General features: G+C 68.5%; 11 protein-coding genes. 7 read left to right on the top strand and 4 right to left on the bottom strand.

Going from position 1 to position 15,874, the window contains the following annotated elements; genetic code table 11:
* Positions 1-153 precede the first annotated feature (153 nt).
* A complete protein-coding gene (locus AC3DE2_RS07255) occupies positions 154-1,551 on the bottom strand; it encodes a GntP family permease (protein WP_295377119.1) in 1,398 nt (465 codons plus the stop codon).
* A gap of 191 nt (positions 1,552-1,742) precedes the next feature.
* Here AC3DE2_RS07255 and AC3DE2_RS07250 point away from each other — a divergent pair, with 191 nt between their 5' ends.
* The 3 genes from AC3DE2_RS07250 to AC3DE2_RS07240 all read left to right on the top strand — a co-directional run bounded on the left by AC3DE2_RS07250 (position 1,743) and on the right by AC3DE2_RS07240 (position 8,054).
* Positions 1,743-3,962, top strand: a complete 2,220-nt coding sequence (locus AC3DE2_RS07250) for a TonB-dependent receptor (protein ID WP_488425632.1) — start codon at positions 1,743-1,745, stop codon at positions 3,960-3,962.
* Positions 3,963-4,143: 181 nt separating this feature from the next.
* The gene (locus tag AC3DE2_RS07245) at positions 4,144-7,500 is read left to right on the top strand and encodes a hybrid sensor histidine kinase/response regulator (RefSeq protein ID WP_488425630.1); all 3,357 of its coding nucleotides are present in this window, start codon (positions 4,144-4,146) and stop codon (positions 7,498-7,500) included.
* Positions 7,501-7,565: 65 nt separating this feature from the next.
* Positions 7,566-8,054, top strand: coding sequence for an NUDIX hydrolase (locus AC3DE2_RS07240; RefSeq protein WP_488425628.1), 489 nt, complete (start codon positions 7,566-7,568; stop codon positions 8,052-8,054).
* A 723-nt stretch (positions 8,055-8,777) separates the two neighbouring features.
* Here the strand turns inward: AC3DE2_RS07240 and AC3DE2_RS07235 are convergent.
* The 3 genes from AC3DE2_RS07235 to AC3DE2_RS07225 all read right to left on the bottom strand — a co-directional run bounded on the left by AC3DE2_RS07235 (position 8,778) and on the right by AC3DE2_RS07225 (position 10,771).
* Entirely contained in the window at positions 8,778-9,215 is a 438-nt protein-coding gene (locus tag AC3DE2_RS07235) for a GNAT family N-acetyltransferase (RefSeq protein WP_488425626.1), read from the bottom strand.
* Positions 9,216-9,249: 34 nt separating this feature from the next.
* Positions 9,250-9,915, bottom strand: a complete 666-nt coding sequence (locus tag AC3DE2_RS07230; protein ID WP_295377126.1) for a response regulator transcription factor — start codon at positions 9,913-9,915, stop codon at positions 9,250-9,252.
* Between the two features lie 91 nt (positions 9,916-10,006).
* Positions 10,007-10,771, bottom strand: coding sequence for a 3-hydroxybutyrate dehydrogenase (locus tag AC3DE2_RS07225; protein ID WP_488425625.1), 765 nt, complete (start codon positions 10,769-10,771; stop codon positions 10,007-10,009).
* 126 nt (positions 10,772-10,897) lie between these two features.
* Here AC3DE2_RS07225 and AC3DE2_RS07220 point away from each other — a divergent pair, with 126 nt between their 5' ends.
* The 4 genes from AC3DE2_RS07220 to AC3DE2_RS07205 all read left to right on the top strand — a co-directional run bounded on the left by AC3DE2_RS07220 (position 10,898) and on the right by AC3DE2_RS07205 (position 15,869).
* Positions 10,898-12,718, top strand: coding sequence for a 3-hydroxybutyrate oligomer hydrolase family protein (locus AC3DE2_RS07220; RefSeq protein WP_488425624.1), 1,821 nt, complete (start codon positions 10,898-10,900; stop codon positions 12,716-12,718).
* A gap of 140 nt (positions 12,719-12,858) precedes the next feature.
* On the top strand, positions 12,859-13,455 hold the full coding sequence (pssA, locus tag AC3DE2_RS07215; RefSeq protein WP_295377314.1) for a CDP-diacylglycerol--serine O-phosphatidyltransferase: 597 nt from the start codon (positions 12,859-12,861) through the stop codon (positions 13,453-13,455).
* 60 nt (positions 13,456-13,515) lie between these two features.
* Positions 13,516-14,805 (top strand): class III poly(R)-hydroxyalkanoic acid synthase subunit PhaE, encoded by a 1,290-nt coding sequence (gene phaE, locus AC3DE2_RS07210; RefSeq protein WP_488425623.1) that lies wholly within the window; start codon positions 13,516-13,518, stop codon positions 14,803-14,805.
* The gene (locus AC3DE2_RS07205) at positions 14,802-15,869 is read left to right on the top strand and encodes a class III poly(R)-hydroxyalkanoic acid synthase subunit PhaC (protein WP_488425621.1); all 1,068 of its coding nucleotides are present in this window, start codon (positions 14,802-14,804) and stop codon (positions 15,867-15,869) included. The genes phaE and AC3DE2_RS07205 overlap by 4 nt, the downstream gene beginning before the upstream one ends.
* The last annotated feature ends 5 nt before the right edge of the window (positions 15,870-15,874 follow it).

Here is a 15,874-nt window from a genome sequence, read left to right as displayed (position 1 = left end):
CGATGCGGCCGCTCCTCGACGGCGTGGGCGAAACGCGCCGCGATTCGGCTTGCCACTGGGCGATTGTCCCGGGCGGTCGCGAATTTTCCCGAACCCGCTCCGGCGGAAGCGGGACGTGCCGGCGCCGGAATGGCCTGATCCCGGCCGGCTGCCTCAGACCCAGCCGGTCAGGTAGAACAGGGCGATGATGAAGAACACCGCCATCGTCTTGATCAGGGTGATGGCGAAGATGTCCTTGTAGGACTGGCGGTGGCTGAGGCCGGTCACCGCCAGCAGGGTGATGACCGCGCCGTTGTGCGGCAGCGTGTCCATGCCGCCGGAGGCCATCGACGCGACCCGGTGCAGCACGTCCATCGGGATGCCGGCGGCATTGGCGTTGGCGATGAAGCTGTCGGCCATCGCCGCCAGCGCGATGCTCATGCCGCCGGACGCCGAGCCGGTGATGCCGGCCAGCGCGGTCACCGAGATGGCCTCGTTGACCAGCGGATTGGGAATGGACTGCAGGGCGTTGGCGACCACCAGGAAGCCGGGCAGGGCGGCGATGACCGCGCCGAAACCATATTCGGAGGCGGTGTTCATCGAGGCCAGCAGCGCGCCGCCGATGGCACTCTTGGTGCCTTCGGCGAAACTGGCGAACACCGGCTTCCAGGCGAACAGCAGCACGCTCAGGATGCCGACCAGCAGCGCGCCCTGCACGGCCCAGATCGCGGCCACCTTGGATACCTCTTGGACCACCGGCGCCGGATTGCCGATCACCGCCGGCACGAACGACTGGCTGTCGCCGTACCAGCCGGGAATCCAGCGGGTGAACAGGAAGTTGGCCACGCCCACCAGCAGCAGGGGCAGGATCGCAACCAGCGGATGCGCCAGGCGATCACCGCGGAAGGGTTCGGGTTCGTTGCGCAGATCGCCGCCATAGCCTTCGCCCGCGCGCAGCGCCACCCGCCGCCGCCATTCCAGGTAGCTGATGCCCAGCGCCAGGATGAACACCGCGCCCAGCGTGCCGAGCACCGGCGCGGCCCAGGCGGTGGTGCCGAAGAACGAGGTGGGAATGATGTTCTGGATCTGCGGCGTCCCGGGCAGCGCGTCCATGGTGAAGGTGAAGGCGCCCAGCGCGATCGTGCCCGGCACCAGCCGCTTGGGGATGTCGCTCTGGCGGAACATCTCGGCGGCGAACGGATAGACCGCGAACACCACCACGAACAGCGACACGCCGCCATAGGTCAGCAGCGCGCACACCAGCACGATCGACAGCATCGCCCGCTGGCGACCGACCACGCGGATGGTTCCGGCGACAATCGCCTTGGAGAATCCCGAGATCTCGATCAGCTTGCCGAACACCGCGCCGAGCAGGAATACCGGGAAGTACAACTTGAGGAAGCCGACCATCTTGTCCATGAACAGGCCGGTGAACATCGGCGCCACCAGCGAGGGATCGGTCAGCAGGACCGCGCCCAGCGCCGCGACCGGCGCGAACAGGATCACGCTGTAGCCGCGGTAGGCCACGAACATCAGGAAGCACAGCGCGGCCAGTACGATCAGAAAGGACATCCGTGGCTCCTCGGCGCCGGGGACTCGTGGGTTCGCCGGCAACCGCCGGCAGGTGGCGGGAGTATCGACACCCCCCCGCCGGCGGCCCACTGTACGAAGGTACGATGCCGGTCCGCCCGGTCCGCCTCTAGCCTTCTCCAGCATCGGCGACAACCGTCCGCCGCACGCATTCCCGGGAGGAGGGGAGATCCATGAAGCGCAAGCATTTGAGTCTGGCGATTGGCACGGTGTTGCTGGCGTCGGCACCCTGCGCGTTCGCGCAGGACACGGGGACAGACAGCGGCCAGCCGGCCAGCCGCGCGACCACGCTGGATTCGGTCACGGTGACCGCGCGCAAGCGCGAGGAAACCCTGCAGGACGTGCCGGTGGCGGTCACCGCGTTTACCTCCGAAAGCCTGGACAAGTTGAACGTCCGCGATATCGGCGATCTGGATGCGCAGGTGCCGAACCTGACCATCTACGCCGCGCGCGGCTCGACCAGCACCGTCACCGCCTACATCCGCGGCATCGGCCAGGCGGATCCGCTGTGGGGCGTGGATCCGGGCGTGGGCATCTATCTGGACGACGTCTACATCGCCCGTCCGCAGGGCGCGCTGCTGGACGTGTTCGACGTCGAGCGCATCGAGGTGCTGCGCGGCCCGCAGGGCACGCTGTACGGCAAGAACACCATCGGCGGCGCCATCAAGTACGTCTCGCGCGGCCTGCCGACCGAGACCCAGGGTTTCGCTTCGATCACCGTCGGAAATTACAACCAGCTCGATGCCAAGGCCGCCATCGGCGGCGCCATCGGCGGAGCCGACAGCGGCCTGCGCGGGCGGGTGGCGGTGGCCAGCATGAATCGCGACGGCTACGGCGAGAACACCTACACGCACCAGGATGTCAGCGACAAGGAAATCAACGCCGCGCGCCTGCAACTGGGCGCGTACGCCGGCGACAATTTCGACGTGCAGTTCGCGTTCGACTGGATGGACGATCAGTCCGGCGTGCGCGGCGCCAGGATGCTGGCACCCAATCCGATCGCCCCGGCCTATCCGCCGACCTCCGACCGTTACGACATCCGCAGCGCGATGGGCAACGTCAACGACACCACCATGAAGGGCGCCTCGGCCACCTTCAACTGGCGGGTCAACGAGGATTGGGCGCTGAAGTACGTGATCGCCAAGCGCGAGTCCGACACCGAGACCAACATCGACTTCGACACCACGCCGTTGACCCTGGTGGACGTGCGCGCGTTCTACAACGACAGCCAGGTCAGCCACGAGGTGCAGGCCAACTACGACGGTGGCGGCCGCGCCCGCGGCGTGATGGGTGTCTACGCGTTCGATGGCGACGCCGGTGGCCAGGTGCTCAACCATTTCTGGAATCCATTCCTGCCGCCCGCGCTGACCAACCCGCTGTATGGCGACACCCAGGGCGTGGTCAACACCAAGAGCATCGCGGTGTACGCGGACTGGACCTTCGACCTGACCGAGCGGCTCAAGCTGGATGTCGGCGCGCGCTACACCGACGAGGACAAGCACGCGATCGCGCTCAACCGCTTCTACACCGGCCTGGACTACGGCACGGCCTGGGGCACGGCGGCCAATTTCGACAAGACCGTCAACTTCAAGAACTTCTCGCCCAAGGTCTCCCTGGACTACCAGCTCACCCCGGAGATCATGCTCTACGGGCTGGCCTCGCGCGGCTTCAAGTCCGGCGGCTTCAACATCCGCGCCAACACCACCGCGGTGCCGCGCTCGGGCGACCCGTTCGACGACGAGAAGGTCGACAGCTACGAAATCGGCAGCAAGATGTCGCTGCTGGACCAGCGGCTGTTCCTGAACTTGGCCTACTTCTACAACAAGTACGAGGACATCCAGTTGTCGGTGTTCACCTCGTACACCTTGCCCGGGGGCGCGCAGAGTTTCTTCGGCGATTTCACCAACGCCGGCAAGGGCACGGTGCAGGGACTGGAAGTGGAATACCAGTGGCTGCCGACCGCGAACTGGCTGATCAGCGGCAACCTGGCCTGGCTGGACGCCAAGTACGACGAGTTCATGGATCGCGGCGTCAACGTGGCCGACCAGCAGAAGTTCACCAACGCCCCGGAATTCTCCGGCGCGCTGAACGTGGAGTACCGCACCGATCTGGCCAGCGGCGGCAACCTGTCCGCGCGGGTGGGCTATGCCTACCAGAGCGAGGTCTGGCCGACCACCGATCTCAGCCCCCTGATCAGGCAGGACGGCTACGGTCTGCTCAACGCGGGCGTGATCTGGAAGGTCAACGACGCCTGGTCGTTCTCGCTGCAGGGCAGCAACCTGGCCGACAAGGAGTACCGGACCACCGGCTACAACATCGGCGCCTACGGCGTGCTGACCGGCTTCTACGGTCCGCCGCGCCAATACTCGCTGACCGCGCGCTACGACTTCTGAGGCGGATGGCGGCAAAACAAGGAACAACGGCGGCGGCAGGCGGAAGCCTGCCGCCGCTGCGTTATGCTCGGCCGATGCCGTCGCCGCTTCCGCCACGCCGATTGTTTACCGGGGTCACCGGCGCCGTCGGCGCCGATCGTGCGCGGAACGGGAATGACGCGGTGATCCGGCGGGTCGCCGCATGCTGAGCCTGTGGGTGGTGGCGCTGGCCGGACTGGCCTGGCTGGCGCTGATGTTCGGCACCGCGCTGTACGGCGAGCGCCGGCCCACCGTGCTGGCCCGCCATTGGCAGCATATCTACGCGCTCTCGCTGGCGGTCCATTGCACCTCGTGGACCTTCTACGGCACGGTCACCCAGGCCGCCCGCTATGGCTGGCCGCTGCCGCCGACATTCCTGGGCGCCATCCTGTTCTATGCGCTGGCGGTCGCGTTCCTGATGCGGCTGGTACGGTTGGCGCGCGAGACCAACGCGACTTCGCTGGCGGATCTGATCGCGACCCGTCTGGGCCGCGACGCCTGGCTCGCCGGCACCGTCACCCTGGTCGCCGCGCTGGGCCTGATTCCGTACATCGCATTGCAGTTGAAGGCGGTGGCGATGAGTTTCGCCACCCTGACCCAGGCGCCGGGCGAGGTGGCCCAGGCCCTGCCGTTCTGGCGCGACAGCGGCCTGTACGTGGCATTGGCGATGGCGCTGTTCGCGATGCTGTTCGGCACACGCCGGGCGAGCGCGGCCGAACACAATCGCGGCCTGGTGCTGGCGATGGCGTTCGAATCCATCTTCAAGCTGGCAGCGATGCTGGCGCTGGGCGCATTCGTCTGGCTGGGCCTGCGCGACTGGCCTGAACTGCCGGCCGCGCCGTTGCCGCCGCAACCGTCCGGCGGCTTCGCGCCGTTCGTCCTGCTCGGTGCGCTGGCGATGTTCATCCTGCCGCACCAGTTCCACGTCGCCGTGGTCGAATGCCGCGACGAGCGCCATGTGCGCACCGCGCGCTGGCTGTTTCCGCTGTACCTGATCCTGATTGCCCTGCCGGGCCTGCCGCTGGCGCGCGCCGGCATGGCCCTGCTGGGCGGCGCGGTGCCGTCGGACATGTATGCGCTGGCGCTGCCGTTCTCGCAGGGACACGAAGGACTGGCGCTGTTCGCCTTCCTGGGCGGTTTGAGCGCGGCCACCGGCATGGTGGTGGTCAGTACGCTGACCCTCAGCCTGATGATCGGCAACCACTGGTTCGCGCCCGGCCTGCTGCGTGGCGCCTGGTCGCGGCGCGACGGCGGCGACCAGCGCGGCGCGTTGCTGGCGCTGCGCCGCACCGGCATCGCGGTGATCATGCTGCTGGCCTGGGCCTATAGCCGGCTGGTGACCGGCAGCGACGCGCTGGCCGATGTGGGCGCGGTGTCGTTTTCCGCACTGGCCACGCTGGCACCGGTGCTGGCGTTCGCGGTGTGGCGGCCACAGACGCCGCCGCGCGCGGCGATCGCGGGTGTGGTCGCCGGCTTCCTGGCCTGGGCCTGGGTACTGCTGGTACCGACCCTGCTGTCGGCGTCGGGCCGCACGCCGGACTGGCTGGGTGACGGTCCGTTCGGGCAGGCCTGGCTCTCGCCGCAGGGCATGTTCGGCTTGACCGGCTGGAGTCCACTGGGCCGCGCGGTGGGAGTGAGCCTGTTCGTCGGCACGATCGCCACCCTGCTGGCGATGGCCTGGCGGCGGGAAGCGCCGCACCAGCGCCAGCGCAACCTGGACCGGCAGACCCTGGGCGAGGCCGGCCGGCGCTTCCTGCCACGCGAACGGGTCGAGGAACTGCTTGCCGAGGCACCACGCAGCGGTCCTGTGCCGGCGGCGATGGAGGCGCGACTGGAACGCGAGCTCTCGGCGGTGCTGGGTTCGGCGTCGGCGCGCCTGCTGCTGGATGCGGCGCGCCGCGAGAGCCGGGACCTGGACACGGTCGCGGCAATCGTCGGCGAAGCCTCGCAGGATCTGCGCTTCAACCAGCAGGTGCTGGAGGCCGCGCTGCACAACATGAGCCAGGGCATCAGCGTGGTCGATCGCGAACAGCGGCTGGTGGCCTGGAACCGGCGCTATGAACAGATGTTCGGCTTTCCACCGGAATTGCTGCAGGTGGGCCGGCCGATCATCGATCTCACCCGCTGGGCATTGCTGCGCATGCCGCATCGCGGCCATGACGAACGCGCGCTGCAGCGGCGCATCGCCTTCATGCGCGCGGGCACGCCGCACCTGACCGAGCGGGTGTTTCCCGACGGCAGCATCGTGGAGATCCGTGGCAATCCGATGCCGGGCGGCGGCTTCGTCGCCACCTACACCGACGTCACCGCCTCCCGCCACGCGGAGCGCGATCTCAAGCGCGCCAACGAGACCCTGGAACAGCGCGTCGCCGAACGCACCGCGCTGCTGGAGACCGCCAAGCGCGAGGCCGAGCACGCCAACGACGCCAAGAGCCGCTTCCTCACCGCGATCGGCCACGACCTGTTGCAGCCGTTGCATGCGGCGCACCTGTTCACCGACGCGCTCGCGCAGCAACTGCCGGAGGGCGGTGCGCGCCACTCCGCGCGGCAGATCCGGGGGGCGCTGGATTCCACCACGGATCTGCTGACCGGCCTGCTCGACATGTCGCGACTGGAAGCGGGCGGGCTGGTGCCCGAGCCGCGTGATTTCCCGCTTGCGGAAGTGCTGGAGCCGCTGGCGTCGGAGTTCGGCGTGCTGGCTGCCGAACGCGGCCTGCGCTTCCGCTATCGTCCCACGCGCGCCTGGGTGCACAGTGATCCGCAACTGCTGCGCCGGGTCCTGCAGAATTTCCTCGCCAACGCCATCCGCTACACCGTGCGCGGCGGGGTGCTGTTGGGCGTGCGCCGCGGCGCTTCGGGACGATTGCGGATCGAGGTGCTGGACACCGGCCCGGGGATTCCGGCGCCGGAACGCCGATTGATCTTCGAAGAGTTCCGGCGTGGCGAGGAAGCGGCCGGGCAGGGCCTGGGCCTCGGCCTTTCGATCGCCGATCGCATCGCGGCGTTGCTGGAGGCGCCGCTGGATCTGCGCAGTCGCGACGGTTCGGGCTCGACCTTCTCCGTCGAACTGGCGCGGGTGACGACGCCGGCCGCGACGCGTCCTTCCGTCGATTGCCCGCGCACGGGCCTGGCCGGCCTGCGCATCCTGGCGGTGGACAACGATCCGGCCGCGCTGGATGCGCTGCGCCAGACCCTGGCCGGATGGGGGTGCGAGGTCGCCTTCGCCGCCGACGGCGCGGGCGCGGAGCGGCAGCTGGCCCGGGATCCGGCCGATGCCTGGTTGTTCGATTTCCATCTGGATGCGGGCGATACCGGCGTCGCCCTGTGGCAACGCCTGTCGGCAAGGTGCGGCGCCCGTCCCTGCCTGATCCTGTCGGCGGATCAGACCGATGCGGTGCGCCGGGCCGTGCGCGAGGCGGATCTGCCGCTGCTGGCCAAACCGGTGCGCCCGCTGGCGCTGAAGTCGGTCCTGGATCGCCTGCTTGCGGCGCGCACGGGGCGGATGGCGACGACGCCGTGAGGGGGCATGCGGGGCTCGGCACGACGCGCGCGGCTAGAATGACGGTTTCCCCCGACCGTCCCGCCATGCCCTATACCCCCATCGTTGCCACGCTCGGCTATGTCCTGTCACCGGATCGGTCGCAGGTGCTGCTGATCCATCGCAACGCGCGGCCCGATGACCAGCACCTGGGCAAGTACAACGGCTTGGGCGGGAAAGTCGAGGCGGACGAGGACGTCGTGGCGGGAATGCGTCGCGAGATCCGCGAGGAGGCCGGCATCGACTGCGACGAGATGCTGCTGCGCGGCACCATCAGCTGGCCCGGGTTCGGCAAGCAGGGCGAGGACTGGCTCGGTTTCGTATTCCTGATCACCGCGTACACCGGCACCCCGTATGAGCGCAATCCCGAAGGCGCGCTGGAATGGGTACCGGTGGAGCGCATCCTCGATCTGCCGCTCTGGGATGGCGACCGCCATTTCCTGCCGCTGGTGTTCGACGCCGATCCGCGCGGGTTCCACGGCGTCATGCCGTATCGCGATGGACGCATGGTGTCCTGGCAGTATTCGCGCATCTGAGCGGGACCGGCCCGCGATGTCATGCGCATTACGTGCGACGGCGCGCATGCATTGTCCACACAGGATGTGGACCGATTCCGGAGAAACATGTGGATAAGCACCGGCATGCCTTGCGGTGCAAGGCTGTCAAGCGGGTTGGCGAAAAAATGACCATGCCGTTTCACGTCCGTGAAACTGAGGTTTCAGGTTTTCCACAAGCCGTGTGGATGATTCCCGGACAAACATGTGGATAAGCCCGGCGGGCCCTTGTGCCATGGACCTGTCAAGATGGATGGCGAAAAAATGACCAGCTGGAATCCCGCCGGCGCGGGCCTCCCTTGTCAATGGATTCCGGCCTTCGCCGGAACGACGATGGGGGTAAGCGGGCGCGCCCACCGTTCCACCGATCGACCTGTCCCCGTCATTCCAGCGCAAGCTGGAATCCGTGTCCGCGCGAAGGGCAGGGCATCCGCAACGGTTCGTCTTCCCGGAGAAGGGCATCCGCAACGGTTCGTCTTCCCGGAGAAATGGATTTCGGCTTTTGCCGAATGACGTTGGTTGGTATGCGGGCGCGCCCACCGTTCCGCCGATCGACCTGTCCCCGTCATTCCAGCGCAAGCTGGAATCCATGTCCGCGCGGAGGCAGTGCGCCCGCGACGGCTCACCTTCCCGGAAGAATGGATGCAGGCTGTCGCGAGAATGACGACGGGGCGGAAGCGAATCCCAACACCAAGCGGGGCAGGGCTAGGGATCCCGCCGGTAGACGTGCTGGCTCTTGGTCCGCGTGAAACCCAGGCGCTCATAGAACGGATGCGATTCCTCGCGTGCAACGTTGGAGCGCACCACTAGGCGCGGGCTGCCGTGCGAGCGCGCCCACTCCGCGACCGCCGCGACCAGCGCCGAACCGATGCCGCCGCGATGGGCGCCACGATCCACCACCAGCCCGGTGATTTCGATGCTGTCGCCGGTTTCCAGCGACAGGCGCCGTTCCGCGGTGATCCAGCCCAGCAGGCGCGGCCCATCGGCGACCACCCGGATGCAGTGATCCACCTGCGGCAACAGTCGCTGCAACCGGCCCGCCATGGCGGATGCGTCGGCGGGATAGCCCAACTGCCCGGAAAGGCGCGCGATCTCGGCGGAATCGTCCAGCGTGGCGGCGCGTGGCGCGGGAACGGGATTCATGCGGGGCATCCGGCGGCGGAATGCCGCCATCGTCTCACGCTTCGATCTGGCGGGCCGGATCGCTCAGTTCCAGTTCGCGCAGGATCACGCTGGCCTGGGTGCGGTTGCGGACGCCCAGACGGTCGAAGATCGCCGACAGATGCGCCTTGATGGTGCGTTCCTGCACGTCGAGGCGATCGGCAATCTGCTTGTTGAGCAGGCCTTCGGCGACCAGCGTCAACACCCTGAACTGCTGCGGTGACAGGCTGGCCAGGCGCGCGGCGAGCTCGGCGTCATGGCGGGACGACTGCGCGCGTGCGACCGAGGCCCGCAGGACCGGTGGCAACCATTGCTCGCAGGCCAGCACGCTGCGGATGGCATCGCGCAGGTCTTCCAGTCCCGCGCTCTTGGGCAGGTAGCCGGCGGCGCCATGATCCAGCGCGCGCCGGACCACGCGGGGATCGTCGTTGGCCGACACCACGATCACCGCCACCGCCGGGAACTGCGCGCGGATCGCGGCCAGCCCGGCCAGCCCGTGATTGCCGGGCATGTGCAGATCCAGCAGCACCAGATCCACATCGTCGTGGGCTTCCAGCGCGGCGATCACGCCATCCAGCGATTCCGCTTCCAGCACCGACATCCGCGCCACCGCATCGGCCGCCGCGCCGCGCAGCGCGGCCCGGAACAGCGGATGGTCATCGGCGATCAGCAGGGTAGGCATGGGGTGTTCGGGATTGGGGATTCGTGATTGGGGATTGGAGTGTGCAACAGCGTCGCGCCAATCCCCAATCCCGTTTCCCGATTCCCGGCCGTCACTGCACCGTCCAGCCGCCGTCTACGACCAGGGTCTGGCCGGTCATGTTGCGGGCGGCGGGCGAACACAGGAACGCGGTGATGCCGGCCAGTTCGTCCATTTCGATGAACACGCCCTTGGGCATCGGCTTGAGCATGATCTGGCTGACCACTTCCGCTTCCGGAATCCCGCGGGTGCGCGCCTGATCCGCGATCTGCTTGTCCACCAGCGGGGTCTTCACGTAGCTGGGGCAGACCGTGTTGATGGTGATGTCGGTGTCGGCGGTTTCCAGCGCGACGACCTTGGAAAACCCCACCAGGCCGTGCTTGGCGGCGACATAGGCGCTCTTGTACGGACTGGCGACCAGCGCGTGGATGCTGCCGATGTTGACGATCCGGCCGAACCCGCGCTGGCGCATGCCAGGCAGGACCGCGCGGGTCAGCCGCGCCACGCCCACCAGCATCACCTGGATCAGGAAATCCCACTTGCCCAGCGGGAATTCCTCCAGCGGCGACACATGCTGCAGGCCCGCGTTGTTGACCAGTACGTCGACCGGGCGCGAGATCGCCGCCAGCGCGGAGGCGACGCTTTCGTCGGAGGTCACGTCCAGCGCCACGGCCTCGGCCGAACCGCCGGTGGCCCGGATGCCGGCGGCCACGATCTCGGCGGCGGCCGGGTCCAGATCGCTGACGATGAGATGGTGGCCGGCTTCGGCCAGGCGGGTGGCGACGCCAGCGCCGATGCCGCTGGCCGCGCCGGTGACGAGAATCGAAAGGTTCTGCATGGGGGCGCCTCCTGAAAGTGCTAGGTTAGCAGCCGTCGCCCGCGCCCTCGTGGTACCAAAGTACGATGACGGCCGCCGCCGCCGCGTTTAGCGTGGTGGCCTCACCCGGACCCTGGATCCTTCCCGATGGCGCGACTCGCACTGGCCGCCACCCTGACGATGGCGCTGGCCGCCTGCGGCGGTTCCCCGACCCGACCCATGAGCCCTGACACCGTGATCGAACCGCAGCGCGTCACCGAACACCGGGGAGGCGATGACCTGCTCACCGCGGGACTGAGCCTGGCCGGCCTGCAGGCGATGGCGCCACCGGCCTTCGCCGACGCCGCCCGTCCGACCCCTGCGGAATTGCGCCGACGGGCGTTGTGGAACAACTGGCGCGGCATCGCCGACCTTTCCGCCAGCGGCGGCTACGGCGGGGTTTACGGCAGCACCGCCGCGGTGCCGGGACGCGAGTACAGCGCGCTGGCGAAGCTGCCCGGCGCGAAGCAGCCGCATCGCGTACTGGTGCAGGTGCCCGATGGTTTCGATCTCCGGCGGCGCTGCGTGGTGGTCACCGCGTCCTCGGGTTCGCGCGGTGTCTATGGCGCCATCGCCGTGGCCGGTGCCTGGGGCCTGCCCAGGGGCTGCGCGGTCGCCTACACCGACAAGGGCGCCGGCACCGATTACTTCGATCTGGACACGCAGACCGGCACGCGCGAGGACGGTACCGGCGCGGCCCTGGGCGAATCGCTGGCGTTCGTTCCCGATGCGCCGGCGGGCGCGTCCGGCGTGGCGGTCAAGCATGCACATTCGCAGGACAACCCGGAAGCGGACTGGGGCCGGCACGTGAAGCAGGCCGCCGAGTTCGCGCTGGCCGCGCTGGACCGGGCATTCCCGCAGGCCGCGCCGTTCCGGTTCGACAACACCCGCGTGATCGCGGTGGGCATCTCCAATGGTGGCGGCGCGGTGCTGCGTGCCGCCGAGCTGGAAGGCGACTGGCTGGACGCGGTGGTGGCGGGCGAACCCAACATCCACGCCGACGGGCCGGGCGCGCGTTCGCTGTACGACTACACCACCGAAGCGGCATTGCTGATGCCGTGCGCGCTGCTCGCGCTGCCGGCCGACAGCCTGCCGCAGCCGCCCGTGCGCGCGCAGGCCGAACCGCTATGGCAGGCACGCTGCGCATCGCTCCAGGCCGCCGGCCTGATCGAGGGAGCCGACGTGGCCGCGCAGGCGCGTTCGGCGCACGCGAAACTGCGCGAACATGGCTGGACCGATCAGGCACTGGCCGCCGGCGCGCTCAGCGTCGGCTTCGACCTGTGGCGTGCGATCGCGGTCACCTATGCTTCGGCCTATGGCCGCTACGGCGTCGGCACGCATCCGTGCGGCTATTCGTTCGCCGCGCTGAATCCTGATTTCAGCGCGCGCGCGGCGAACCCGAACGAGCGGGCGGCGTGGTGGGCGGATGGCAGCGGCATTCCGCCCGGCGCGGGCGTGGGCATCGTCGATACCCGCCTGGCCGCGCCCGACTTCACCCTGCCGGGCCTGCAGTGCCTGCGCGCCCTCAACGATGGCCACGACGAGGCCGCGCAACGCGTGCAGCGCGGCATCGCGGAACTGCGGGCGCGGCCACCACGCGCGGGCCTGCCGGTGGTGGTGGTGCACGGCAGCGACGATGGCCTGGTGCCACCGTCCTTCAGCAGCGCGCCCTATGTGGCGCAAGCGAAGGCGGCCGGGCGCAAGGTCGCCTACTGGCAGGTGCGCAATGCGCAGCACTTCGACGGCTTCCTTGCGCTGCCGGCGTATGCCGCACGCTACGCGCCGCTGCTGCCACACGTCTACGCGGCGCTGGATCGGGTCTCGGCGCAACTGGACGGACAAGCGACGCAACTGGCCGATCAGGTCATCGAGGCCCGGGGCCGCGGTGCCGGCAAGCTGGAGGCCGGCCAGCTGGCCTTGCCGCGCTGAGCCGCGGCATGCGCATCGGGCGCTGCACCCGCAGATCCCCGGACCTGCCGGTGCGTGGCGGGAACACCACGCCTCCGGCGGGGTTGGGCTAACCTGTGCGCTGGTCTTCGCCAGGTGCGCCCGTGTCCCGCCATTTCTCCATGCTTCGCGATTTCCAGCTCGCCGACTGGTTTACCTTGGGCAACGCCTTCTGCGGCACCGGCGCGATCTTCGCCGCGATGCGCTTCCTGCAGGAGGGCGTGATCCGCGATCTGATGATCGGCATGGCCTTGATTCCGCTGGCTTTCATCTTCGATGCGCTGGACGGCCGGGTGGCGCGCTGGCGCAAGCAGGCCTCGGTGCTGGGGCGGGAGCTCGATTCGCTCGCCGACGTGATTTCCTTCGGCGTGGCCCCGGCCGCGCTTGCCTATGCCTGCGGCATGCAGGGCGGCTGGGACTGGCTGGTGCTGTCCTATTTCGTCGCCTGCGGAGTCAGCCGGCTGGCGCGCTACAACGTCACAGCCGAGACGCTGGCCGATGGCGGCGACAAGGTGAAGTATTTCGAGGGCACGCCGATCCCGACCAGTTTGCTGCTGGTGGTGGTGCTCGCGGTGGCCGCCTACCTGGGCCATGTCGGCGACGCGTTGTGGATGGGCGACGTGCGCCTCGGGCCGTGGCTGCTGCATCCGCTGGTGCTGCTGTACGCCCTGTCGGGCACGCTGATGATCAGCAAGACCCTGCGCATTCCCAAACCCTGAGCCGCGGCCGTCACCCACGCGTCCCGGCACGCGGCTAGAATCGGGCGGACAGGAGGATTTATGGCCGAGCATGTACCACCGGGCGCGGGCGAATTCGAAGCGATGGCCCGCCAGTTCTGGAATCTGTGGGGCGACGCCCTGCGACAGGCATCCGGCGCGCCCGCCGCGCCCGCACCGGCCTGGCCGCAGGCGTTGGACTGGTGGAGCCGGCTGATGCCGGGCGGTGGTCGGGGGCCGGCCGAGGACGTGCTGCACCGTTTCCGCCAGCAGAGCGGCGACTGGTACGGACTGATGCAACAGGTGGCCGCGCGCTTCGCCGGCCAGGACACGGCTGCCGGAGACGTCACCGCCGCCTGGAAGCAGGCATTGGGCGTGGAGGCGGGGCGCGGCCCGTGGATGGAATTCTTCCGTGGCTTGCAGGGCGGCGGAAGCGGCGGTTTCGAGCATTGGTACCGGCAGGTGTCGCCGTACCTGGACAATCTGCGCCGCGAAAACGAGCGCTGGCTGCATCTGCCCGCGTTCGGCCCGGCGCGCGAGCACCAGGAGCGCTGGCAGGCGCTGGCGCAGGCCCAGCAGGACTACCAGCAGGCGCTGGGCGAATACGAACGGGTGATGTTGAAGGTGGCGATGCAGGCATTCGAGCGGTTCGAATCGCTGCTCGAGGCGCGGGCCGAACCCGGCCAGCAGCTCACCAGCGCGCGCGCGTTGTTCGACCTGTGGATCGACGCCGCCGAGCAGGCCTACGCGGAGGTGGCGCTGTCGCCGGAGTTCCGCCACGTCTATGGCCATCTCACCAACACGCAGATGCGCGTGCGCCTGGGCGTACAGAAGGAGATTGAACAGATCTGCGTGGCCTTCGGCATGCCCAGCCGCACCGAGGTGGATTCCGCGCACCGCAAGATCGCGGAGCTGGAGCGGCAATTGCGCCGGATGAGCCGCCGTGACGACGCGCTGGATCCGCGCGATGCGGCGCGGCCCGGGCGGCGGCACGCACCGCGCGCGGACACCCATGGCGAAGGGAGTCGCGAACAGAAGGCAGCTGCCACGCGCGCGCCGCGTCCGGCAAAGCCGCGAAGTGGTGCGAAACCCGCCACCGAAACACGACCGGCCACGGCCGTGGCCGCAAAGGCGCCGCGCGCCGTCGCGAAGTCTGCCAGGGCGACGAAGCCGGCGGGAACCTCCAGCATGGCGAAGACCACCAAGCCGATGGAGAGAACCTCCCGCCGTTCCGTACGCGCCAGCGACGGTGAAGTGGTGTCGATGAAGGACTGGGTTGCGCGCAACGCTCCCGAGGGCGGCGCTCCCGCCGGACGCGGCAGGAACGGGCGCGGCCAGGGAGGACGCAAGTGAACGGTCCGCTCGATATCAGCGTGGATGAACTCGCCCAGGAAACCCTGCAGGCGCAACAGAAACTCGCGGCGGGGTTGAAAACCCTGCCGGAGGTGGAGGACGTCGATTACGGCGCCACCCCGCGCCAGGAAGTCTGGCGTGATGGCCGGGTGGTGCTGTACCGGTTCATCGGCGGAAAGGCGCCGACCGCGCGCGTGCCGCTGCTGATCGTCTATGCACTGGTCAACCGCCCGTACATGGTCGACCTGCAGGAAGATCGCTCACTGGTGAAGGGCCTGCTCGCGCAGGGCGAGGATGTCTACGTGCTGGACTGGGGCTATCCGGATCGTTCGGATCGCTACCTGACCCTGGGCGACTACATCAACCGCTTCATCGACGGCGCGGTCGAGCATCTGTGCCGCCAGCACGGCCAGGCCGCCATCAACGTGCTCGGCATCTGCCAGGGCGGTGCGTTCTCGTTGTGCTATTCGGCGCTGCATCCGGAACGGGTGCGGAACCTGATCACCATGGTCACGCCGGTGGATTTCCACACCCCGGACAACATGCTCTCGCACTGGACCCGCGAGATGGACGTGGATCTGTTCGTCGATGCCATCGGCAACGTGCCGGCCGACATGATGAATGCCTGCTACCTGATGCTGAAACCGTTCCGGCTGAATCTGCAGAAGTACGTCGGCCTGGTCGACATCCTCGATGACCGGAAGGGCATCGAGGATTTCCTGCGCATGGAGAAGTGGATTTTCGATTCGCCGGATCTCGCCGGCGAAGCCTTTCGCCAGTTCATCAAGCAGTTCTACCAGGGCAACGGCTTCGTCAACGGCGGCATCGACATCGACGGCGAGGAAGTCCACCTCGGCGACGTCGAGATGCCGGTGTTGAACATCTATGCCGAGCAGGATCACCTGGTGCCGCCGAACGCTTCGCGCGCCTTGCGGGATCTGGTCGGCACCGAGGATTACACCGAGCTGAGCTTCAAGGGCGGACACATCGGCATTTATGTTTCCAGCCGCGCGCAGCGCGAAGTGCCGGGGGCCATCCACCAGTGGCTGGCGCAGCGGACATGAGGCCC

This window comes from Pseudoxanthomonas sp. 68-E7, from assembly GCF_057773145.1.
This window is presented reverse-complemented; position numbering and strand designations above follow the sequence as displayed.

Coding starts and splice junctions, on each gene's coding strand:
- pssA (WP_295377314.1), top strand. CDS start 12,859: ATGCTTCGCGATTTCCAGCTCGCCGACTGGTTTACCTTGGGCAACGCC.
- AC3DE2_RS07230 (WP_295377126.1), bottom strand. CDS start 9,915: ATGCCTACCCTGCTGATCGCCGATGACCATCCGCTGTTCCGGGCCGCG.
- phaE (WP_488425623.1), top strand. CDS start 13,516: ATGGCCGAGCATGTACCACCGGGCGCGGGCGAATTCGAAGCGATGGCC.
- AC3DE2_RS07235 (WP_488425626.1), bottom strand. CDS start 9,215: ATGAATCCCGTTCCCGCGCCACGCGCCGCCACGCTGGACGATTCCGCC.
- AC3DE2_RS07245 (WP_488425630.1), top strand. CDS start 4,144: ATGCTGAGCCTGTGGGTGGTGGCGCTGGCCGGACTGGCCTGGCTGGCG.
- AC3DE2_RS07250 (WP_488425632.1), top strand. CDS start 1,743: ATGAAGCGCAAGCATTTGAGTCTGGCGATTGGCACGGTGTTGCTGGCG.
- AC3DE2_RS07220 (WP_488425624.1), top strand. CDS start 10,898: ATGGCGCGACTCGCACTGGCCGCCACCCTGACGATGGCGCTGGCCGCC.
- AC3DE2_RS07240 (WP_488425628.1), top strand. CDS start 7,566: ATGCCCTATACCCCCATCGTTGCCACGCTCGGCTATGTCCTGTCACCG.
- AC3DE2_RS07225 (WP_488425625.1), bottom strand. CDS start 10,771: ATGCAGAACCTTTCGATTCTCGTCACCGGCGCGGCCAGCGGCATCGGC.
- AC3DE2_RS07255 (WP_295377119.1), bottom strand. CDS start 1,551: ATGTCCTTTCTGATCGTACTGGCCGCGCTGTGCTTCCTGATGTTCGTG.